Genomic DNA, 16308 nt, shown 5'->3' on the forward strand with positions numbered 1-16308 from the left:
ATCGCCCCACGTCCAGTCAGCCCTGTCTCGCGGCGTTGATTTTCGCAATGTCGATCTTGCCCATCTGCATCATCGCCTCGAACACGCGCTTGGCCTCAACCCCGCCCGCGGCAAGGCCGTCGGTCAGCGCGCGCGGCGTGATCTGCCAGTTGATACCCCATTTGTCCTTGCACCAGCCGCAGGCACTCTCGCTGCCACCATTTCCAACAATTGCATTCCAGTATCGGTCGGTTTCTTCCTGGTCGTCGGTGGCGATCTGGAAGGAAAAGGCCTCGGAGTGCTTAAACGCCGGGCCACCATTCAAACCCAGGCAGGGAATGCCGGCGACCGTAAAGTTGACGGTCAGGACGTCGCCGGCCTTGCCCGAGGGAAAATCCGACGGTGCGCGGTCGACGCTCTTGACCTCGGAGTCGGGAAACAGGTCTGCGTAGAAACGCGCGGCTTCTTCGGCATCGCGGTCATACCAGATGCATATCGTGTTCTTCGGCACTGCCATGACGTTTCCTCCCAGAGATGTCGTGTCGCAATTTTACAGCTTTCGGCGCGTCAGCCGCACTGCTAAGGCTCGCCGCACAGCCCCCCGGCACCCTTCACCTCGTTTCAACGCCGTATCTATCGTGATGGCGCGAAGCGACAAGAGGTCACTCAGGCGGCGTTGAGGTCCGCCACCTCTCCAAAGCCAATGATGAGCTTCGGGCTTGTCATATCACCGCTCTCCTCATCGACCTGTACGGAATATGCAGCAACGCCAATGTGGCGAGGGGCCATCGCAGTCGCAATCTTCTCAGCGGCAGCGGCACTGGAAGCCTGACGCATTTCGCCAGGAACGACGGCGCCCCGGTTCTTCTTGAAGGGTAGCACGATGAATTTTTCGGAAAGCGCCATGGCCGAGACTCCAATTTGTTCCCATATTGTTCTCATGGCGGACAATGTCAATAGCGATGACCGCCCTTGCGGGGGCGCCCTTTGGATCGACACGTCGCGACGTGAATCAGCGGAACCTGATCTTAGTAGAGACCCACACCGCCCGGCGGTGCGGCCGGCGGCGGTGTCGTGCCCGGCTGGCCGGGTGCCAGCGGGTCAACGGGGTAGATCTGACCGCCATCATTCAGCACATCGGCAGGCGGCACAGGGTCACCGGGGATCTGCTCCCCCGTCCCATAGGGCAGATCGGATGGCGCCGCGCCTGGAATGTCGCTCGGGACCTCCTGGGGCGCATCCAGCGGGGGAACCTCGGTCGGTGCGTCGAGCGGCGGCACGGTCCCCGGGGCTGCTGGCTGCTGGCCATCCGTCATGGGAACCTGCTGCGGCGCCTCCAAAGGTGCTGCACCGGTCTCGCCCTCGATCGGCGCCACCATTTCCGGGGTCGCCGGGGCGACGGGTGCACCGGTCGCCGGCTGTGGTGGCGGGGTTGTCGCCCCCTGAGCCGTCTGCGCCTTGGCGGGCTCAGGTGCGGGATGGGTGGCCTTCACACCTTCGGGCGCCGGCACATCGGACGTCGCCTTGCAGCCCGTCAGCCAGACGTCATAGATCGGATGCTCGACGGCGTTCAGAGCCGGGCTATCGGCAAACATCCAGCCGGAAAAAATGCGGCGGATCTTGCGATCAAGCGTGATCTCGTCGACTTCGACGAAACTGTCGATCTTCTGGGCTTCCGTCTCGTCGCGCGAATAACAGACCTTCGGCGTTACCTGCAGCGCGCCGAACTGTACGGTTTCGTTGACATAGACATCGAAGGTGGTGATGCGGCCGGTGATCTTGTCGATGCCGGAGAACTCGGCAACGGGGTTGGCGAGACGTTCGGCCTGAGCCGGCACCGGCAGGGTGAGCGGTGCGACAACCACGGATGCCAGGGCCGGAAGGGCCAGTTTCCCGAGGGTCAGTTTCATGTTCCGCTCACTCTTCCTGCATCCACTGGCCGACTCCCAAGGCTCTCATTTCCTGACCGTGATCGACTGTCGGCAATCGACCGAGACCAGATATGACAAGGGCCTCATGCGAGAGGCCCTAATGCCGGATTATGGCCAAATCGGGTAATCAGCTGCCGGGTGTCCAGGCATCGTAGTCGCCCGTCACGCGCGGGCGCTCGCCATGAACGGCAATGGAGCCCTGCGGGCGATAGGCGGCAGCCGTGCCCGTCATGTTGGGGCGATGCGCCTTTTCCCATTCGCGCGCCTTGTAGTCTTCCTTGGAAGGCGGCGTATCCGTGCGATAATGCATCCAGCCATGCCAGCCCGAGGCGATCTTCGAGGCATCGGCGTAACCATTGTAGATTACCCAGCGCTTCGGCTGTCCCCAGCTCGTCATCGGGCCTTCGTAATAGACATTGCCGAACTCGTCTTCGCCAACGCGCTTGCCGTGCCGCCAGGTGAAGAAACGGGTTCCCATGGTCTGACCGTTCCACCAGGTGAAGATCTGCAAGAGAAGCTGCTTCATGTCATGTCCTTGGGCTTGGTTCGCGGGCCGCAACCGGCCCAGACGATCATTTCTCGCTTATGCCGCCTTGACCCCGGCTTGTCCAGTGATTCCCCGCCGCCATCTCGTCATTTCAGCTTGCGTTTGAAGCCGATATGCGAGGCTTCGAAGCCAAGGCGCTGATAGAATCGATGAGCATCCGTGCGCACGACATTCGACGTCAGCTGCACCTTCGCCATGCCACCCTGACGCGCTTCGTTGACCGCGAATTCGAGCATGGCCTTGCCGATGCCCCTACCCCGCATGTCACTGCGTGTCTGTACGGCCTCGACGATCATTGCGGATGAGCCGCGTCCCGGAAAACTGGTGGTCACCAGCGTCTGGAAGGTTCCGACGATTGCACCGCCGAGGACCGCGACATAAAGCGCTTCGTTGGGCGATGCGGCGATCTTCTCGAATGCAGCAAGGTAGTGGTGGCGAAGGGCGGGATCGGTCGTGTCGCCATGGCCACCGAGCAGATCATCGGCAAAGAGCGCGATAATCGCATCGATATCCTCTTCCGTCGCCTGCCTGATCACCAGTTCTGCTGTCGTCACCATCGCGCTCTCCTGTTCGTGACGCACGCCCTAGAAAGAGGATGAGACAAGGAGATTACAGACGCGCGCTTTATCGCAGCGATTTCTCCATGATCAGCGCTTCGATGCCGCTATCAGGTCCGCCGCAATTTCGGGTCCGGTCAACCTCGGCGAAGTCGTGGGCTGTGTAAAAGGCAATGGCGCCTTCGTTTTGCGGTTCGACTTCGAGCCGCAAAATCTCGGCGTCTGGAAAGCAGGTCTCGATCTCGGCGAAGAGATCGCGGCCGATACCCTGGCGCTGCTGATCCGGATGAACATAGAGCTGGTGCAGGATGGCCGTCTTCGTGAGCTTGTCCGACATGGCCGCAAAGGCCATGCCGCCGATCCGCTTGCCGTCGTCTGCGACGAGATATTCGCCACCCTTCAGATGGATGCGCCTTTTGATTTCCGCCTGATTGTGCCAGGCGGAAATCAGCTCCTCGACCTTGGCCGGCCCGTAGAACCGGTCATAAGTCGCGTGGAAGCTCTGCGTCAGCAGCGCCCGCAGCGGTTCGATATCGCGATCATTGGCCGTGCGGACGAAGAACAAGGGCTTACTCCTCCGGGAGGCCGAGCTTGGCCTTGACCAGCGCCTGAACCGCCTGCGGGTTGGCCTTGCCGCCGGTCGCCTTCATGACCTGGCCGACGAACCAGCCGGCAAGCGTGGGCTTGGCGAGTACCTTGGCCACCTGATCAGGGTTGGCGGCGATGATCTCGTCGACGGCCTTTTCGATGGCGCCTGTGTCGGTCACCTGCTTCATGCCGCGCGCTTCGACGATTTCAGCCGGGTCGCCGCCTTCGGTCCAGACGATTTCAAAGAGGTCCTTGGCGATCTTGCCGGAGATGACTTCCGACTTGATGAGATCGATAATGCCACCAAGCTGAGCAGGAGAAACCGGAGTCTCTTCAATGGCTTTTCCGGCTTTGTTCAAGGCGCCAAGCAAGTCGTTGATGACCCAGTTGGCAGCCGTCTTGCCATCGCGCCCTTCGGCCACGGCTTCAAAATAATCGGCGATCGCCTTCTCCGAGACGAGCACGGAGGCGTCATAGACGGAGAGGCCGAGTTCCGACACAAAGCGTGCCTTCTTGTCGTCGGGCAGTTCCGGCAGGTCCTTTTTCAGGGCCTCGACATAGGCATCGTCGAATTCGAGCGGCAGCAGGTCCGGATCGGGGAAGTAGCGATAGTCATGCGCATCTTCCTTGGAGCGCATGGAGCGGGTCTCGCCCTTGTTCGGGTCAAACAGGCGGGTTTCCTGATCGATCGCGCCGCCGTCTTCCAGGATCGCGATCTGTCGCCGGGCTTCGTATTCGATGGCCTGACCGATGAAACGGATCGAGTTGACGTTCTTGATTTCGCAGCGCGTGCCGAATTCGCCGCCCGGCTTGCGCACGGAAACGTTGACGTCGGCGCGCATCGAGCCTTCGTCCATATTGCCGTCGCAGGTGCCGAGGTAACGCACGATCGAGCGCAGCTTGGTCATATAGGCCTTGGCTTCGTCGGAGGAGCGCATGTCGGGCTTGGACACGATCTCCATCAGAGCCACGCCCGAACGGTTGAGATCCACATAGGACATGGTCGGATGCTGATCATGCATCGACTTGCCGGCATCCTGTTCCAGATGCAGGCGCTCGATGCCGATCTCGATATCCTCGAAATTGCCCTGACGGTCGGGACCGAGCGAGATGATGATCTTGCCCTCGCCGACGATCGGATCCTTGAACTGCGAGATCTGGTAGCCCTGCGGCAGGTCGGGATAGAAATAGTTCTTGCGGTCGAAGATCGAGCGCTTGTTGATCTGAGCCTTCAGACCCAGACCGGTGCGCACGGCCTGGGCCACGCATTCCTCGTTGATCACGGGCAGCATGCCGGGCATGGCGGCATCGACGAGCGAAACGTTGGAATTCGGCGCATTGCCGAAGGTCGTCGAGGCGCCGGAAAACAGCTTTGAATTCGACAGGACCTGCGCATGGACCTCCATGCCGATAACGATTTCCCAGTCGCCGGTGGCGCCGGGAATCAGGCGTTTGGGGTCGGGCGTACGGGTGTCGACGAGGGTCATGACATGCTCTTCCATGCGAATGATATTTGCCTATCCGGTTAGAGCAAATGGCCTGACGGTGCAAGACTTTGCAGGCCTGTGGGCATGATCAGCCCATCGGTCCGTAGGTCAGCGCTTCCTCGCTTTCCAGCGTCTTGACCATAGCGACCGTCTCCAGATCGCGGTCGAGCTTGGGATTGTAGACGACCGAAAGCCACTGGATTGCGTAGCCATGGCTCCGGAAGAAGGCGACTGCCTCGTGGTTGCGGGCATGGGTTTCCAGACGTGCCTCGCTCTGCCCCATCCGCCTCATATCCTCTTCAACGGCCGCCAGCAGCGCCGATCCCATACCCTGACGTTGATGATCAGGATCGATCCAGAAATCCGTGATCATTTCATCCAGATCTTCCCGAGCTGCCCATCCAACCGGCGTTCCGCCGCTTTCCACGATGATGATGGTGATCCAGCCATTCTGGGTGAAGCGGCTAAAGGCGCTGCGGGCGTTGTCGATCATCGCAGCCGTTTCACCGACCGGCATCATGGCCTTGTGCCATGCGCGCAGCCCGATCTCCGCCAACACCTGCCAGTCGTCCTGCTGTGCCTTGCGGATCGTTATCATCAATGCCTCACCCTGTGGCGGTCAGTAAAGCACCGACGCTGCGTCTTGACCAGAGATTGAGAATGGCTTCAGACAATGCAAATGGTATCCGTCGCTTATCGGCGTTTCCTGAGGCTCCTACCCTTGCGTGAGCGGCGTCAGTCGCAAGAGCGATTCGACCGTTGCCGACGGCTCGTCCTCCGGCGCGCGGCTGGCAGTCAGGCCAGAGCCTCAACTGAGGTCTCATGCCAACGACTGCTGCATGCGGACCTTCTCAACCGCCATTTTCATCGAAGGCGAATGCTGCATTCCACGCCAGATAATTGTGAAGCCAAGGCTCTCGTAGAGCCGGATGGCCCCTTGATTGGCGGCATGGGTTTCGATCCGGGCAAGTTTCAAGCCCTCGGAGCGCATATCGCGCAGCGTGGCGGAGACGAGGGCGAACCCAATGCCGAGACCCTGATGGGCGGGGTCAACCCAGAGATCTGAGATATAGTCACGCCTGCCTTCGCGTGCCGTCCAGCCGACGACCTCACCCCCGAGCTCGCCCAGTGTGACCAGACGAAAATGCTCTTGCGCAAAACTCTGGAAGCTCTCGCGGATCCGGACCACCATATCAGGCCCAAAGGCATTCAGTACCGGATTGGCGGCCCAGGCCGCAAATCCCACCCGGCCGACGCTCTCCGCATCGGACTGGGTCATCTCGCGTATGACGAAGTCCTTTACCACCACTTGGCCGGCGCGAACTTGCCGGCTGCCTGTTCGATGACATGGGCGGTCTTGAAGAGGGTTTCTTCTTCGAAGGGCTTGCCGATCACCTGCAGGCCGAGCGGCAGCCCCTTGCTGTCGAGACCGGCCGGCACCGAAATGCCCGGAAGACCTGCCATGTTCAGCGTGATGGTGAAGACGTCCTGCATGTACATCTTGACCGGATCGGCTGCGAGGTCCTTGTCGCCGATGGCAAAGGCCGAAGACGGCGTGATTGGCGCGAGGATCGCATCGACGCCCGCTTCGAAGGCGCGTTCGAAATCGCGCTTGATCAGGGTGCGGACCTTCTGCGCCTTCAGGTAATAGGCATCGTAATAACCGGCTGACAGCACATAAGTGCCGACCATGATGCGGCGCTGCACTTCCTTGCCGAATCCGGCAGCGCGGGTCTTCTCGTACATGTCCGCGATGTCCTTGCCATCGACCCTCAGGCCGTAGCGGACGCCGTCATAGCGGGCGAGGTTGGAGGAGGCTTCCGCGGGTGCGACGATGTAATAGGCCGGCAGCGCGTATTTTGTATGCGGCAGCGAAATGTCGACGATTTCGGCACCGGCCTCCTTGAGCCAGGCGATGCCTTGGCTCCAGAGCGCTTCGATTTCCTCGGACATGCCTTCGACGCGGTATTCCTTGGGGATACCGATCTTCATGCCCTTCACCGAACCGCCGAGAGCCTTCTCGTAATCCGGCACCGGCAGGTCGACAGAGGTCGTGTCCTTCGGATCGACGCTTGCCATGGACTTCAGGAGGATGGCGGCATCGCGCACGTCACGGGCAATCGGGCCGGCCTGATCGAGCGAGGAGGCGTAGGCGACGATGCCGAAGCGCGAGCAGCGGCCGTAAGTGGGCTTGATTCCAACGGTGCCGGTAAAGGCTGCCGGCTGACGGATCGAGCCACCGGTATCGGTTGCAGTCGCACCGGCACAGAGATGGGCGGCCACGGCTGCGGCCGAACCGCCGGACGAACCGCCGGGCACCAGCTTTTCGTCCGACCCCGAAGCCTTCCAGGGGTTTACGACCGGGCCGTAGTAGGAGCTTTCGTTCGACGACCCCATGGCGAATTCGTCCATGTTGAGCTTGCCCAGCATGACGGCACCGGCGTCCCAGAGATTCTGGGTGACAGTCGATTCGTATTTCGGCTTGAAGCCGTCGAGGATGTGGCTGCAAGCCTGGGTATGCACATCCTTGGTGGCGAAAAGATCCTTGACGCCAAGCGGAATGCCTTCGAGCACGCCGGCCTTGCCTTCCGCGATGCGGGCGTCAGAGGCCTTGGCCATGTCGCGGGCAATGTCGGCGGTGACCGCGACATAGGCATTCAGCGCGCCATTGGCCTGATCGATCGCCGAGAGATAGGCATCCGTCAGTTCGACGGCCTTGATCTCCTTGGCGGCGAGTTTCGCGCGGGCTTCGGCGATGGTGAGGCTGGTCAGTTCGCTCATGGCAGGTTCACTTCAATGGTCTGCGCCCGATTGGGCGGAAAAACTTAGGGTGGCTCGAACGACAGGCAGATCCGCCCTTATTCGACAACCTTCGGCACCTGGAAGAAATTGCGATCCGTCGCCGGCGCATTGGCGACGATCTCGTCGGCCTTCTGGCCGTCAGTCACCTTGTCTTCGCGCTTCTTCATGGCAATCGGCGTGACCGAGGTCATCGGCTCGACACCTGTCACGTCCACTTCGTCAAGCTGCTCGACAAAGCCGAGAATGCCGTTGAGTTTCGCGGTCATGCCGCCTGCCTCCTCGTCGCTGACAGCGATGCGGGCAAGACGGGCTACGCGCTTGACGGTGGCAATATCGACAGACATGGCATTCTCCAGATGGGCTGTTGTCTTCGCTATAAAGGCCGTCAAGCGCTGGTGCAACGGGGTTTGTCAGACCGAGACAGCCGTTCCGGCTGCAGGTGTCAGAACACGGGTGCGGGTTCCCTCCATTCCAGCCACGAACTTTTCCGGGGTCTGGTCGATGATCGGGAAGGAGCCGTAGTGGCAGGGGATCGCGGTCTTGAAGTCGAAGAAGCGCTGGCAGGCAAGTGCCGCAACAGCCCCGCCCATGGTAAAGCGATCACCGATCGGAACAAGGCCGATATCGGGTTGGTGCAGTTCATTGATGAGCTTCATGTCGGAGAAGATGTCGGTATCGCCCATATGCAGCAGCGATGCATCATCCTCGACATGCAGCATCAGCCCATTGGCATTGCCGAGTGCATGCGACACGCCGTCTTCGGTGATCTGGGCGGACGAATGCAGGGCATTGGTGAAGGTTGCCGAAAAGCCTTCAAAGTGAATGGTGCCGCCGGTATTGCCCATTTCAATCTTCTCGACGCCCTTTGTGGCAAGCCAGGCCGCAAGATCGGCATTGGCAAGCACGGTGGCACCGGTTTCCTTGGCGAGGCTCACCGTATCGCCGACATGGTCGCCGTGACCATGGGTGAGCAGAATATGGGTGATGCCCTTGGTCATGTCCTTGCGATCAAGCCCCGCAAAGCCAGGATTATGCGTCAGGAAGGGATCGATCAGGATCGAAGCCTTGGCTGTGTCGAGGCGAAAGGCGGCATGGCCGAGCCAGGTGATTTTCATCCGATATCTCCGAGTGTAGGTCCGAGTGGCAATATATGGTCTGCGTGACGACGGGCAACATCGGCAGGCCGACTTGCTTGCTACCCTGCCCTGATTATGCGACCAGCATGACAGCCATAAAGTAATAAAGACCGGAAGGAACGATAATGGCCGATGACGACTATGTGTATGACGAGGCCACCGGCGAATGGCGCCCGGCATCGGAGATTGCAGCGGCAGCGGCGCAGAAGCCCGTGGCGCGCGACGCCTCCGGCACCGAGCTTGCCGACGGCGATTCGGTCGTCCTGATCAAGGATCTCAAGGTCAAGGGCGCCGGTCAGACCTTGAAGCAGGGAACCGTGATCCGCTCGATCCGCCTGACGGACGATCCAGAGCATATCGATTGCAAGCATGATGCCATCAAGGGCCTGGTGCTGCGCACAGAATTCGTGCGCAAACGCTGATCACTGCGGGAAAGGACGACAATGGCAACGCTGACGATCGAGGAACTTGCGACCAGGCTTGAGCCGAACCAGGCGATTGCAGGGCTTGATCTAGGCACGAAAACCATCGGGCTTTCGGCCTCCGATCTCGGTCGACGCTTTGCCACCCCCCGCCCCGTCATCAAGCGGGTCAAGTTCACTCAGGACGCCGAGGTTCTGCTCGCATTTGCGGCGAAAGAAAAGATCGCCGCCTTTATCATTGGTCTTCCCGTCAACATGGACGGATCAAACGGCCCGAGGGTGCAGGCAACCCGCGCCTTCGTGCGCTCGATGTCGGATAAAACCGATATTCCTTTTGTCTTCTGGGACGAAAGGCTCTCGACCGTGGCCGCCGAGAGGGCACTGCTTGAAATGGATGTCTCCCGCGCCAAGCGCAGCGAACGCATTGATTCGGCGGCGGCAAGCTTCATCCTTCAGGGCGCGCTGGACAGGCTCTCGGGTCTTGCCCGCGCCTCCGACACTTCTGCAGACTTCACCTGACGCTGCGCCCACCAGGCCGCAATCTTCTTGCGACGACGAAAACCGATGATGGCAAACAGGATGAGGCTGTCGACAACGATCGCACGCATGACAAGCGGCGGGATCGTTTCCGGCGGAATGCCGAGAACATTGCCATAGATCTGGAAGACCAGATCATGCGTCTGCCGCGTCAGCATGAAGAAGCCGAAGCTCATGTCGTGATAGGACAAGCCGTACCAAGCAGCGAGCAATGCGATGGGTGCTGCCCAAAAGATCAATAGTGCCTTCATAGCGCCCTTGCCTCTTCAAATCTTGGCGTATCATTCGCCAGGGTCCAAGTTTCAAACGCCCACCGCAGGAGCGCCATCGTTGTCATGACGACGGCGGGCACCGCGATATCGAGCGCCAGCCCCGAGAAGAAGGCCGAAGTCATCGCAATCAGCAATGCGCGTGCTCCAAGCTCGGTCGTCACCATTGCACCCATTAACGTTTACAGAGGGCGAAGGTGTCCCGAGCAGCAGCGCTGCGCAACGTAAACCTTTTGTTAAGGTTAACGGGGCCTGGGGATAACACGGCCCGCACCGCCCTCTTGAGCGCGATCAAAGGTGAAAAGCCGGGCGTTGCCTTACCCTTGCCCAGGGTCTATCGGTGCGACCTTCAATTGCGGACCCGCCATGCTCATCATCCTTGAAAGTATTCTGCCGATCTTCCTGCTGGTCTTGCTCGGCGTCGGACTGAAACGCAGCCCGCTGATTCCCGAAAGCTTCTGGTCTGGCCTCGAAATCTTCGGCTATTACGTCCTGTTTCCAGCCCTCCTCTTTGAGACCCTGGCGACGACCGATTTTTCCCAGATCCAGGGCGCCGGTGTCAGCCTGGTCTCGCTGCTTGCCGTGCTCGTCATTTCCGCTGTGACGCTTGGTTTGTGGCCGGTGCTGAAAGCAGCCGGCATGCAGGGGCCGGCCTTCACCTCCGTCTTTCAGACGGCGACCCGCTGGAACGGTTTCATGGCGCTGGCCATGGCGGAAAAACTGACGGGGTCGATCGGGCTTTCGGTGATTGCGGTTGTCATGGCGACCATCATCATCCCGATCAACCTGATGAATGTCGGCGTCATGATCTGGTTTTCCGGGCAAGGCCGCGACATGAAGACCTTCGTCAAGCGCATCATCAGCAATCCAATCATCCTGGGTGCGGTGCTCGGTGTTGCGGTGAACCTCGCGGGGGTACCGATCTACGATCCCTTCATGGTGACAGTGGAGCTCGTGGCGCGCACCTCCCTGCCCCTCGGCCTGCTCACCGTCGGCGCCGGCCTGAAGATTGCCGATGCCTTGCGCCCAGCGCCCAGCGTTTTCCTGAGCGCCGGTCTGAAGCTCATTCTGTTTCCACTGGTGTCTGTCGGGCTCAGCCTGCTGTTTGGCCTGACCGGCGAAACGCTTGCGATGGTCACCCTGGCTGCTGCCGTTCCGACTGCCATGAACGGCTATCTTCTGGCCAAGCAGATGGGCGGCGACGCGGACCTCTATGCGGCAGCGGCCACGGTGCAGACGATGCTTGCCTTCGTCACCGTGCCGATCGTGCTTGCCCTTTTGGCTTAGGCACCTGGCGGATAAAGAAGATCGAGCACGAAGCGGGCGTCAAAGCGGGCGTCAATCACGCCGTAGCTGTGACGCCAGCCACCGGCGAGGCGGCTTTCGAGGAAGGCATCGGCGATCTTGGAGGCCCCGAGGCGATAAAGCTCGGCAGCACCTGCCGCAAGCGCCAGTTGCTCGATCAGCAGGCGGCCTGCGGCCTCATCCTGGTCTGCCAAGGCGGTTGCAGCGCGCAGCACTTCGACGGTCTTGCGCCCGGAGGGTCCGAGATCGCGCTCCAGTCCGGCAAACAGGGTTTCAAAGAGATCCTTGCCGCGGCTCAAGACCCTGAGCACATCGAGCGCCATGACATTGCCCGAGCCTTCCCAGATCGCATTGACCGGCGCTTCGCGGTAGTGGCGGGCGATCGCACGCTCCTCGACATAGCCATTGCCGCCGATGCACTCCATCGCCTCATAGATCAGCGCAGGCGCAATCTTGCAGACCCAGTATTTGGCAACCGGCGTCATGACGCGGGCATAGGCCGCATCCACCGAGTTTTCACGGGCGCGGTCAAAGCTGTCGGCCACGCGGAAGGCAAGAGCCGTGGCGGCTGCGACATCGAGCGCCATATCGGCGAGAACCCGCGTCATCATCGGCTGGTCGATCAGCTTCTTGCCGAAGACAGAGCGGCCACGCACGTGGTGCACGGCTTCCGCCATCGATGCACGCATCATGCCGGCGGAGGCGAGCGCGCAATCGAGGCGGGTCAGCGTGACCATATCGAGAATGGTGCGCACGCCATCGCCCGGCGTTCCCAGGAGGAAACCGAAGGCCTCGTCGAATTCGACCTCGGCGGACGCATTGGAGCGGTTGCCAAGCTTGTCCTTCAGGCGCTGGAATTCCAGGCCGTTGGCAGAGCCGTCCTCGAGGAGGCGCGGAACGAGGAAGCAGCCCATGCCGTCCTTCGTTTGCGCGAGCATGACGAAGGCATCCGACATTGGCGCTGAGAGAAACCATTTGTGGCCGGACAGGCGGTAGATGCCCTCGCCGACCCGCTCGCCTTGCGTGACATTGGCGCGGACATCGGTGCCGCCCTGCTTTTCCGTCATGCCCATGCCGATGGTAACAGAACTCTTCTGCATCGGCGGACGATTGGACGAATCGTATTTGCGCGCGAGGATCTTCGGCGTCCATTCCTTCTGCACCGCGGGCGATGCCACAAGCGCTGCCACGGAGGCGCTTGTCATCGTCAACGGGCAGAGATGACCGGCTTCCAGTTGCGAGGTCAGGAAAAAGCGGACGGCGCGCGCCTTGTGCTCGCGACCGCGGGCTTCCGGCAGGTTTTCCCAGACCGAGGAATGCAGGCCTGACGACATGGAGCGGCGCATCAGGGCATGCCAGGCGGGATGAAATTCAACCACATCAAGCCGCTCGCCGCGCGGACCATGGGTGCGCAGCGTCGGTGCGCTGACATTCGCCATGCGCGCCAGTTCCTGCGCTTCCGGAGAGGTCACATATTTGCCGATCGCATCGAATTCGTCCTTCAACTGCCGCGGCATCTGGTTCGTCAGATCGACCAGCAGTGGATCGGCCCGATAGGCATTGACACCGGACCATGGTTTGGGCTGGTTCAGGGCGGCCAGTTTTTCTTCGGAACGATTCAAAGTGCTCATGCTGATCTCATAATCAGACTGCGGTCGCTATGCCAACGGCCAAGCCCTGATTTTCTCGATTTGAACTGCGCGTCGCGTGAGCGAAAACACCATTTGCGGCACCCAGGCAGACAGTCATATGGAAGATGGGGACCATATTGTGAAGACGGTCGCGCCACCTTGCCCCTGAGGACGTCAATCTTTATAGACCGCGTAACATAGCAAGGGGCACCCATGGTCTTCTTTCCGCATCGCCATCTCATCGGCATCAAGGGGCTCACCGAGCAGGACATCACGCTATTGCTGGACAAGGCCGACGAGGCCGTCAAGATCAGCCGGCAGCGCGAAAAGAAGACGTCCACGCTGCGCGGCCTGACCCAGATCAATCTCTTCTTCGAAGCCTCGACACGAACGCAATCCTCGTTCGAACTGGCGGGCAAGCGCCTCGGCGCCGACGTCATGAACATGTCGGTCGGCAACTCCTCGGTTAAAAAGGGCGAGACGCTGATCGATACGGCGATGACGCTGAATGCGATGCGCCCGGATGTTCTGGTTGTGCGCCATTCCTCGGCGGGGGCCGCAGCACTTCTCGCCCAGAAGGTCGCCTGCTCCGTCGTCAATGCCGGCGATGGCCAGCATGAACATCCGACCCAGGCGCTTCTCGACGCGCTGACCATTCGACGCGCCAAGGGCAAGCTGTCGCGCATCATCGTCGCCATTTGTGGCGACGTGCTGCATTCGCGCGTGGCACGCTCCAACATCCTGCTGCTCAACGCGATGGGCGCGCGCGTTCGCGTCGTTGCGCCTGCCACGCTGCTGCCCGCCGGCATTGCCGATATGGGCTGCGAAGTCTTCCACGACATGAAGGAAGGCCTGAAGGATGCCGACGTCGTGATGATGCTCCGGCTGCAGCGCGAGCGCATGTCGGGCTCCTTCGTGCCGTCGGTGCGCGAGTACTTCCACTTCTACGGCCTCGACGCGGAAAAGCTGAAGGCGGCAAAGGAGGACGCGCTCGTGATGCATCCCGGCCCGATGAACCGCGGCGTTGAGATTGCCTCCGAGGTCGCCGATGGTCCGCAGAGTGTCATCGAGCAGCAGGTGGAAATGGGGGTCGCTGTGCGCATGGCGGTGATGGAAACGCTTCTCCTGTCGCAGAACCATGGACCGCGCAGCGAAGGCCAGGCCTCGCGCAGCGAAGGAATGGACGCATGATCAAGCCGATCGTCTTCAAGAACGCCCGCATCATCGATCCATCGCGCAAGCTCGACGAAACGGGCACCATCATCGTCGGCGCGGATGGCAAGATCATCGCCGCCGGCGCCGACGCGCGGAACCAGGGCGTTCCGGAAGGGGCTGAAATCCGCGACTGCAGCGGTCTTACAGCCATTCCCGGCCTCGTCGATGCACGTGTGTTCGTCGGCGAACCCGGCGCCGAGCATCGCGAGACCATCGCGTCGGCAAGCCGTGCTGCGGCGGCCGGCGGCATTACATCCTTCATCATGATGCCGGAGACGGATCCGGTCATTGATGACGTGGCGCTGGTTGAATTCGTCAAGAAGACCGCCCGCGACACCGCCGTCGTCAACGTCTATCCGGCAGCGGCGCTGACCAAGGGCATGACGACGAGCGAGATGACCGAGATGGGTCTTTTGCAGCAGTCCGGGGCCGTTGCCTTTACCAATGGGCGCCATGGGCTGAAAGACAGCCAGGTCCTGCGTCGCGCCATGACCTATGCGCGCGAATTCAACGCCGTCATCGCGCTCGAAACCCGGGACCCCTATCTCGGTGCCAACGGCGTAATGAACGAAGGACTGCTCGCAAGCTGGCTCGGCCTTTCGGGTATCCCCAAGGAAGCAGAACTCATTCCGCTCGAACGCGATCTGAGGATTGCGGCGCTGACCCGCGGACTTTATCATGCCGCCCAGATCTCCGTGCCGGAATCGGTCGAGGCGATCGAGCTTGCCCGCAAGCGCGGCGCAAACGTGACCTGCGCCATTTCGATCAATCACCTCAGCCTCAACGAAAACGACATCGGCGAGTATCGCAGCTTCTTCAAGCTCTACCCGCCGCTGCGCTCGGAAGACGACCGCATGGCGATGGTCCAGGCACTCGCCGAGGGTCGCATCGACATCATCGTCTCCTCGCATGATCCGCAGGATGTCGACACCAAGCGCTTGCCCTTTGCCGAGGCGGCCGATGGTGCGAGCGGTCTTGAGACAATGCTGTCGGCAGCCCTCAGGCTCCATCATGCCGGGCATGTGCCGCTAATGCGCCTGATTGAGGCCATGTCGACGCGGCCGGCCGAGATCTTCGGCCTGCCGGGCGGGACGCTGAAGCCCGGAGCCGCAGCCGACATCGCGCTGGTCGATCTCGACGAGCCCTGGCTTGTATCGCGCGACAGCCTTCTTGGCCGCTCGAAGAACACGCCGTTTGAGGATGCCCGCTTTTCGGGACGTGCGGTCGCGACCTATGTCGGCGGTCGCCTGATCCACTCGCTCTAAGCTCCTGGAGATGACCATGCCGACCATCGACTACAGCCTGCTCGGTCCCTTCAATGTTGCCGTCGTTCTTGTGCTCGGCTACCTCCTGGGATCAATCCCCTTCGGCCTTGTTCTGACGCGGTTTGCAGGCCTTGGCGATCTGCGCTCGATCGGCTCGGGCAATATCGGCGCAACCAACGTGCTGCGCACCGGCAACAAGAAGCTCGCAGCCGCAACACTTCTCCTCGATGCGCTGAAAGCAACCGCGGCCGCGCTGATTGCCCAGGCGGTGTTTGGCCACAATGCAGGCCTGCTTGCCGGCTTTGCCGCCTTTATCGGCCATCTCTTCCCTGTCTGGCTTGGCTTCAAGGGCGGCAAGGGCGTCGCCACCTATATCGGGACGCTTCTTGGCGTCGCGCCGTTGATGGTCCTCGTCTTCGCCGCCGTCTGGCTGTCGGTCGCCTTCATCACGCGCTACTCCTCGTTGTCGGCTTTGATCGCCACACTTGTCATTCCGGTTGCATTATGGATACTAAGGGTTGAGGAAGCGGCACTCGTGACCGCGGCGATGACCGTCATCACCTACTGGCGGCACAAGCAGAATATCCAACGTTTGATTGCGGGCACCGAGAGCAAGATCGGCGCCAAGGGCTAGAGA

The 16308-nt window shown here is 61.1% G+C and carries 20 protein-coding genes and 1 pseudogene; 6 read left to right on the plus strand and 15 right to left on the minus strand.

Annotated features, from left to right (window positions below):
- Positions 1-16: 16 nt before the first annotated feature.
- The 12 genes and pseudogenes from FAA97_RS04845 to FAA97_RS04900 form a co-directional block, all read right to left on the minus strand.
- Positions 17-496, minus strand: a complete 480-nt coding sequence (locus tag FAA97_RS04845; protein ID WP_168800918.1) for a VOC family protein — start codon at positions 494-496, stop codon at positions 17-19.
- 149 nt (positions 497-645) lie between these two features.
- On the minus strand, positions 646-885 hold the full coding sequence (locus tag FAA97_RS04850; protein WP_136597358.1) for a hypothetical protein: 240 nt from the start codon (positions 883-885) through the stop codon (positions 646-648).
- Positions 886-1460: 575 nt separating this feature from the next.
- Positions 1461-1889: pseudogene (locus FAA97_RS21240) on the minus strand (DUF2155 domain-containing protein); the annotation flags it as partial.
- 148 nt (positions 1890-2037) lie between these two features.
- A complete protein-coding gene (locus FAA97_RS04860; RefSeq protein ID WP_136597360.1) occupies positions 2038-2436 on the minus strand; it encodes an NADH:ubiquinone oxidoreductase subunit NDUFA12 in 399 nt (132 codons plus the stop codon).
- A 107-nt stretch (positions 2437-2543) separates the two neighbouring features.
- Entirely contained in the window at positions 2544-3014 is a 471-nt protein-coding gene (locus FAA97_RS04865) for a GNAT family N-acetyltransferase (RefSeq protein WP_136597361.1), read from the minus strand.
- A gap of 67 nt (positions 3015-3081) precedes the next feature.
- Positions 3082-3579, minus strand: coding sequence for a GNAT family N-acetyltransferase (locus tag FAA97_RS04870; protein ID WP_136597362.1), 498 nt, complete (start codon positions 3577-3579; stop codon positions 3082-3084).
- A gap of 4 nt (positions 3580-3583) precedes the next feature.
- Positions 3584-5089 carry an Asp-tRNA(Asn)/Glu-tRNA(Gln) amidotransferase subunit GatB gene (gatB, locus tag FAA97_RS04875; protein ID WP_136597363.1) on the minus strand — a complete coding sequence of 502 codons (1506 nt, stop codon included), beginning with the start codon at positions 5087-5089 and terminating at the stop codon, positions 3584-3586.
- A gap of 88 nt (positions 5090-5177) precedes the next feature.
- A complete protein-coding gene (locus FAA97_RS04880; protein WP_136597364.1) occupies positions 5178-5687 on the minus strand; it encodes a GNAT family N-acetyltransferase in 510 nt (169 codons plus the stop codon).
- Positions 5688-5909: 222 nt separating this feature from the next.
- On the minus strand, positions 5910-6368 hold the full coding sequence (locus FAA97_RS04885) for a GNAT family N-acetyltransferase (RefSeq protein ID WP_136597365.1): 459 nt from the start codon (positions 6366-6368) through the stop codon (positions 5910-5912).
- 20 nt (positions 6369-6388) lie between these two features.
- On the minus strand, positions 6389-7870 hold the full coding sequence (gene gatA / locus FAA97_RS04890) for an Asp-tRNA(Asn)/Glu-tRNA(Gln) amidotransferase subunit GatA (protein ID WP_136597366.1): 1482 nt from the start codon (positions 7868-7870) through the stop codon (positions 6389-6391).
- A 77-nt stretch (positions 7871-7947) separates the two neighbouring features.
- Entirely contained in the window at positions 7948-8235 is a 288-nt protein-coding gene (gene gatC / locus FAA97_RS04895) for an Asp-tRNA(Asn)/Glu-tRNA(Gln) amidotransferase subunit GatC (protein WP_136597367.1), read from the minus strand.
- Positions 8236-8301: 66 nt separating this feature from the next.
- Complete coding sequence (locus FAA97_RS04900; RefSeq protein WP_136597368.1) at positions 8302-9006, minus strand: metal-dependent hydrolase; 705 nt, start codon at positions 9004-9006, stop codon at positions 8302-8304.
- 146 nt (positions 9007-9152) lie between these two features.
- Here FAA97_RS04900 and FAA97_RS04905 point away from each other — a divergent pair, with 146 nt between their 5' ends.
- Positions 9153-9449, plus strand: coding sequence for an alkylphosphonate utilization protein (locus tag FAA97_RS04905; RefSeq protein WP_136597369.1), 297 nt, complete (start codon positions 9153-9155; stop codon positions 9447-9449).
- Between the two features lie 21 nt (positions 9450-9470).
- Entirely contained in the window at positions 9471-9968 is a 498-nt protein-coding gene (gene ruvX / locus FAA97_RS04910) for a Holliday junction resolvase RuvX (RefSeq protein ID WP_136597370.1), read from the plus strand.
- Here the strand turns inward: ruvX and FAA97_RS04915 are convergent.
- Complete coding sequence (locus tag FAA97_RS04915; RefSeq protein ID WP_136597371.1) at positions 9902-10237, minus strand: DUF6105 family protein; 336 nt, start codon at positions 10235-10237, stop codon at positions 9902-9904. The two genes, ruvX and FAA97_RS04915, sit on opposite strands and share 67 nt — an antisense overlap.
- A complete protein-coding gene (locus FAA97_RS04920; protein ID WP_168800877.1) occupies positions 10234-10419 on the minus strand; it encodes a hypothetical protein in 186 nt (61 codons plus the stop codon). The genes FAA97_RS04915 and FAA97_RS04920 overlap by 4 nt, the downstream gene beginning before the upstream one ends.
- A 202-nt stretch (positions 10420-10621) precedes the next feature.
- Here FAA97_RS04920 and FAA97_RS04925 point away from each other — a divergent pair, with 202 nt between their 5' ends.
- Positions 10622-11542 carry an AEC family transporter gene (locus tag FAA97_RS04925; RefSeq protein WP_136597373.1) on the plus strand — a complete coding sequence of 307 codons (921 nt, stop codon included), beginning with the start codon at positions 10622-10624 and terminating at the stop codon, positions 11540-11542.
- On the opposite strand, the gene FAA97_RS04930 is transcribed toward FAA97_RS04925, so the two are convergent.
- Complete coding sequence (locus tag FAA97_RS04930; protein ID WP_136597374.1) at positions 11539-13191, minus strand: acyl-CoA dehydrogenase family protein; 1653 nt, start codon at positions 13189-13191, stop codon at positions 11539-11541. The two genes, FAA97_RS04925 and FAA97_RS04930, sit on opposite strands and share 4 nt — an antisense overlap.
- A 213-nt stretch (positions 13192-13404) precedes the next feature.
- Here FAA97_RS04930 and FAA97_RS04935 point away from each other — a divergent pair, with 213 nt between their 5' ends.
- From FAA97_RS04935 to plsY, 3 genes are read left to right on the plus strand one after another with little or no spacing between them, the layout of a single operon-like run.
- The gene (locus FAA97_RS04935; RefSeq protein ID WP_136597375.1) at positions 13405-14382 is read left to right on the plus strand and encodes an aspartate carbamoyltransferase catalytic subunit; all 978 of its coding nucleotides are present in this window, start codon (positions 13405-13407) and stop codon (positions 14380-14382) included.
- A complete protein-coding gene (locus FAA97_RS04940; RefSeq protein WP_136597376.1) occupies positions 14379-15671 on the plus strand; it encodes a dihydroorotase in 1293 nt (430 codons plus the stop codon). The genes FAA97_RS04935 and FAA97_RS04940 overlap by 4 nt, the downstream gene beginning before the upstream one ends.
- 16 nt (positions 15672-15687) lie before the next feature.
- Entirely contained in the window at positions 15688-16305 is a 618-nt protein-coding gene (plsY, locus tag FAA97_RS04945; RefSeq protein ID WP_136597377.1) for a glycerol-3-phosphate 1-O-acyltransferase PlsY, read from the plus strand.
- The last annotated feature ends 3 nt before the right edge of the window (positions 16306-16308 follow it).

The sequence above is a fragment of the Peteryoungia ipomoeae genome, from assembly GCF_004912165.1.
In the GTDB taxonomy this organism is placed as follows: domain Bacteria; phylum Pseudomonadota; class Alphaproteobacteria; order Rhizobiales; family Rhizobiaceae; genus Allorhizobium; species Allorhizobium ipomoeae.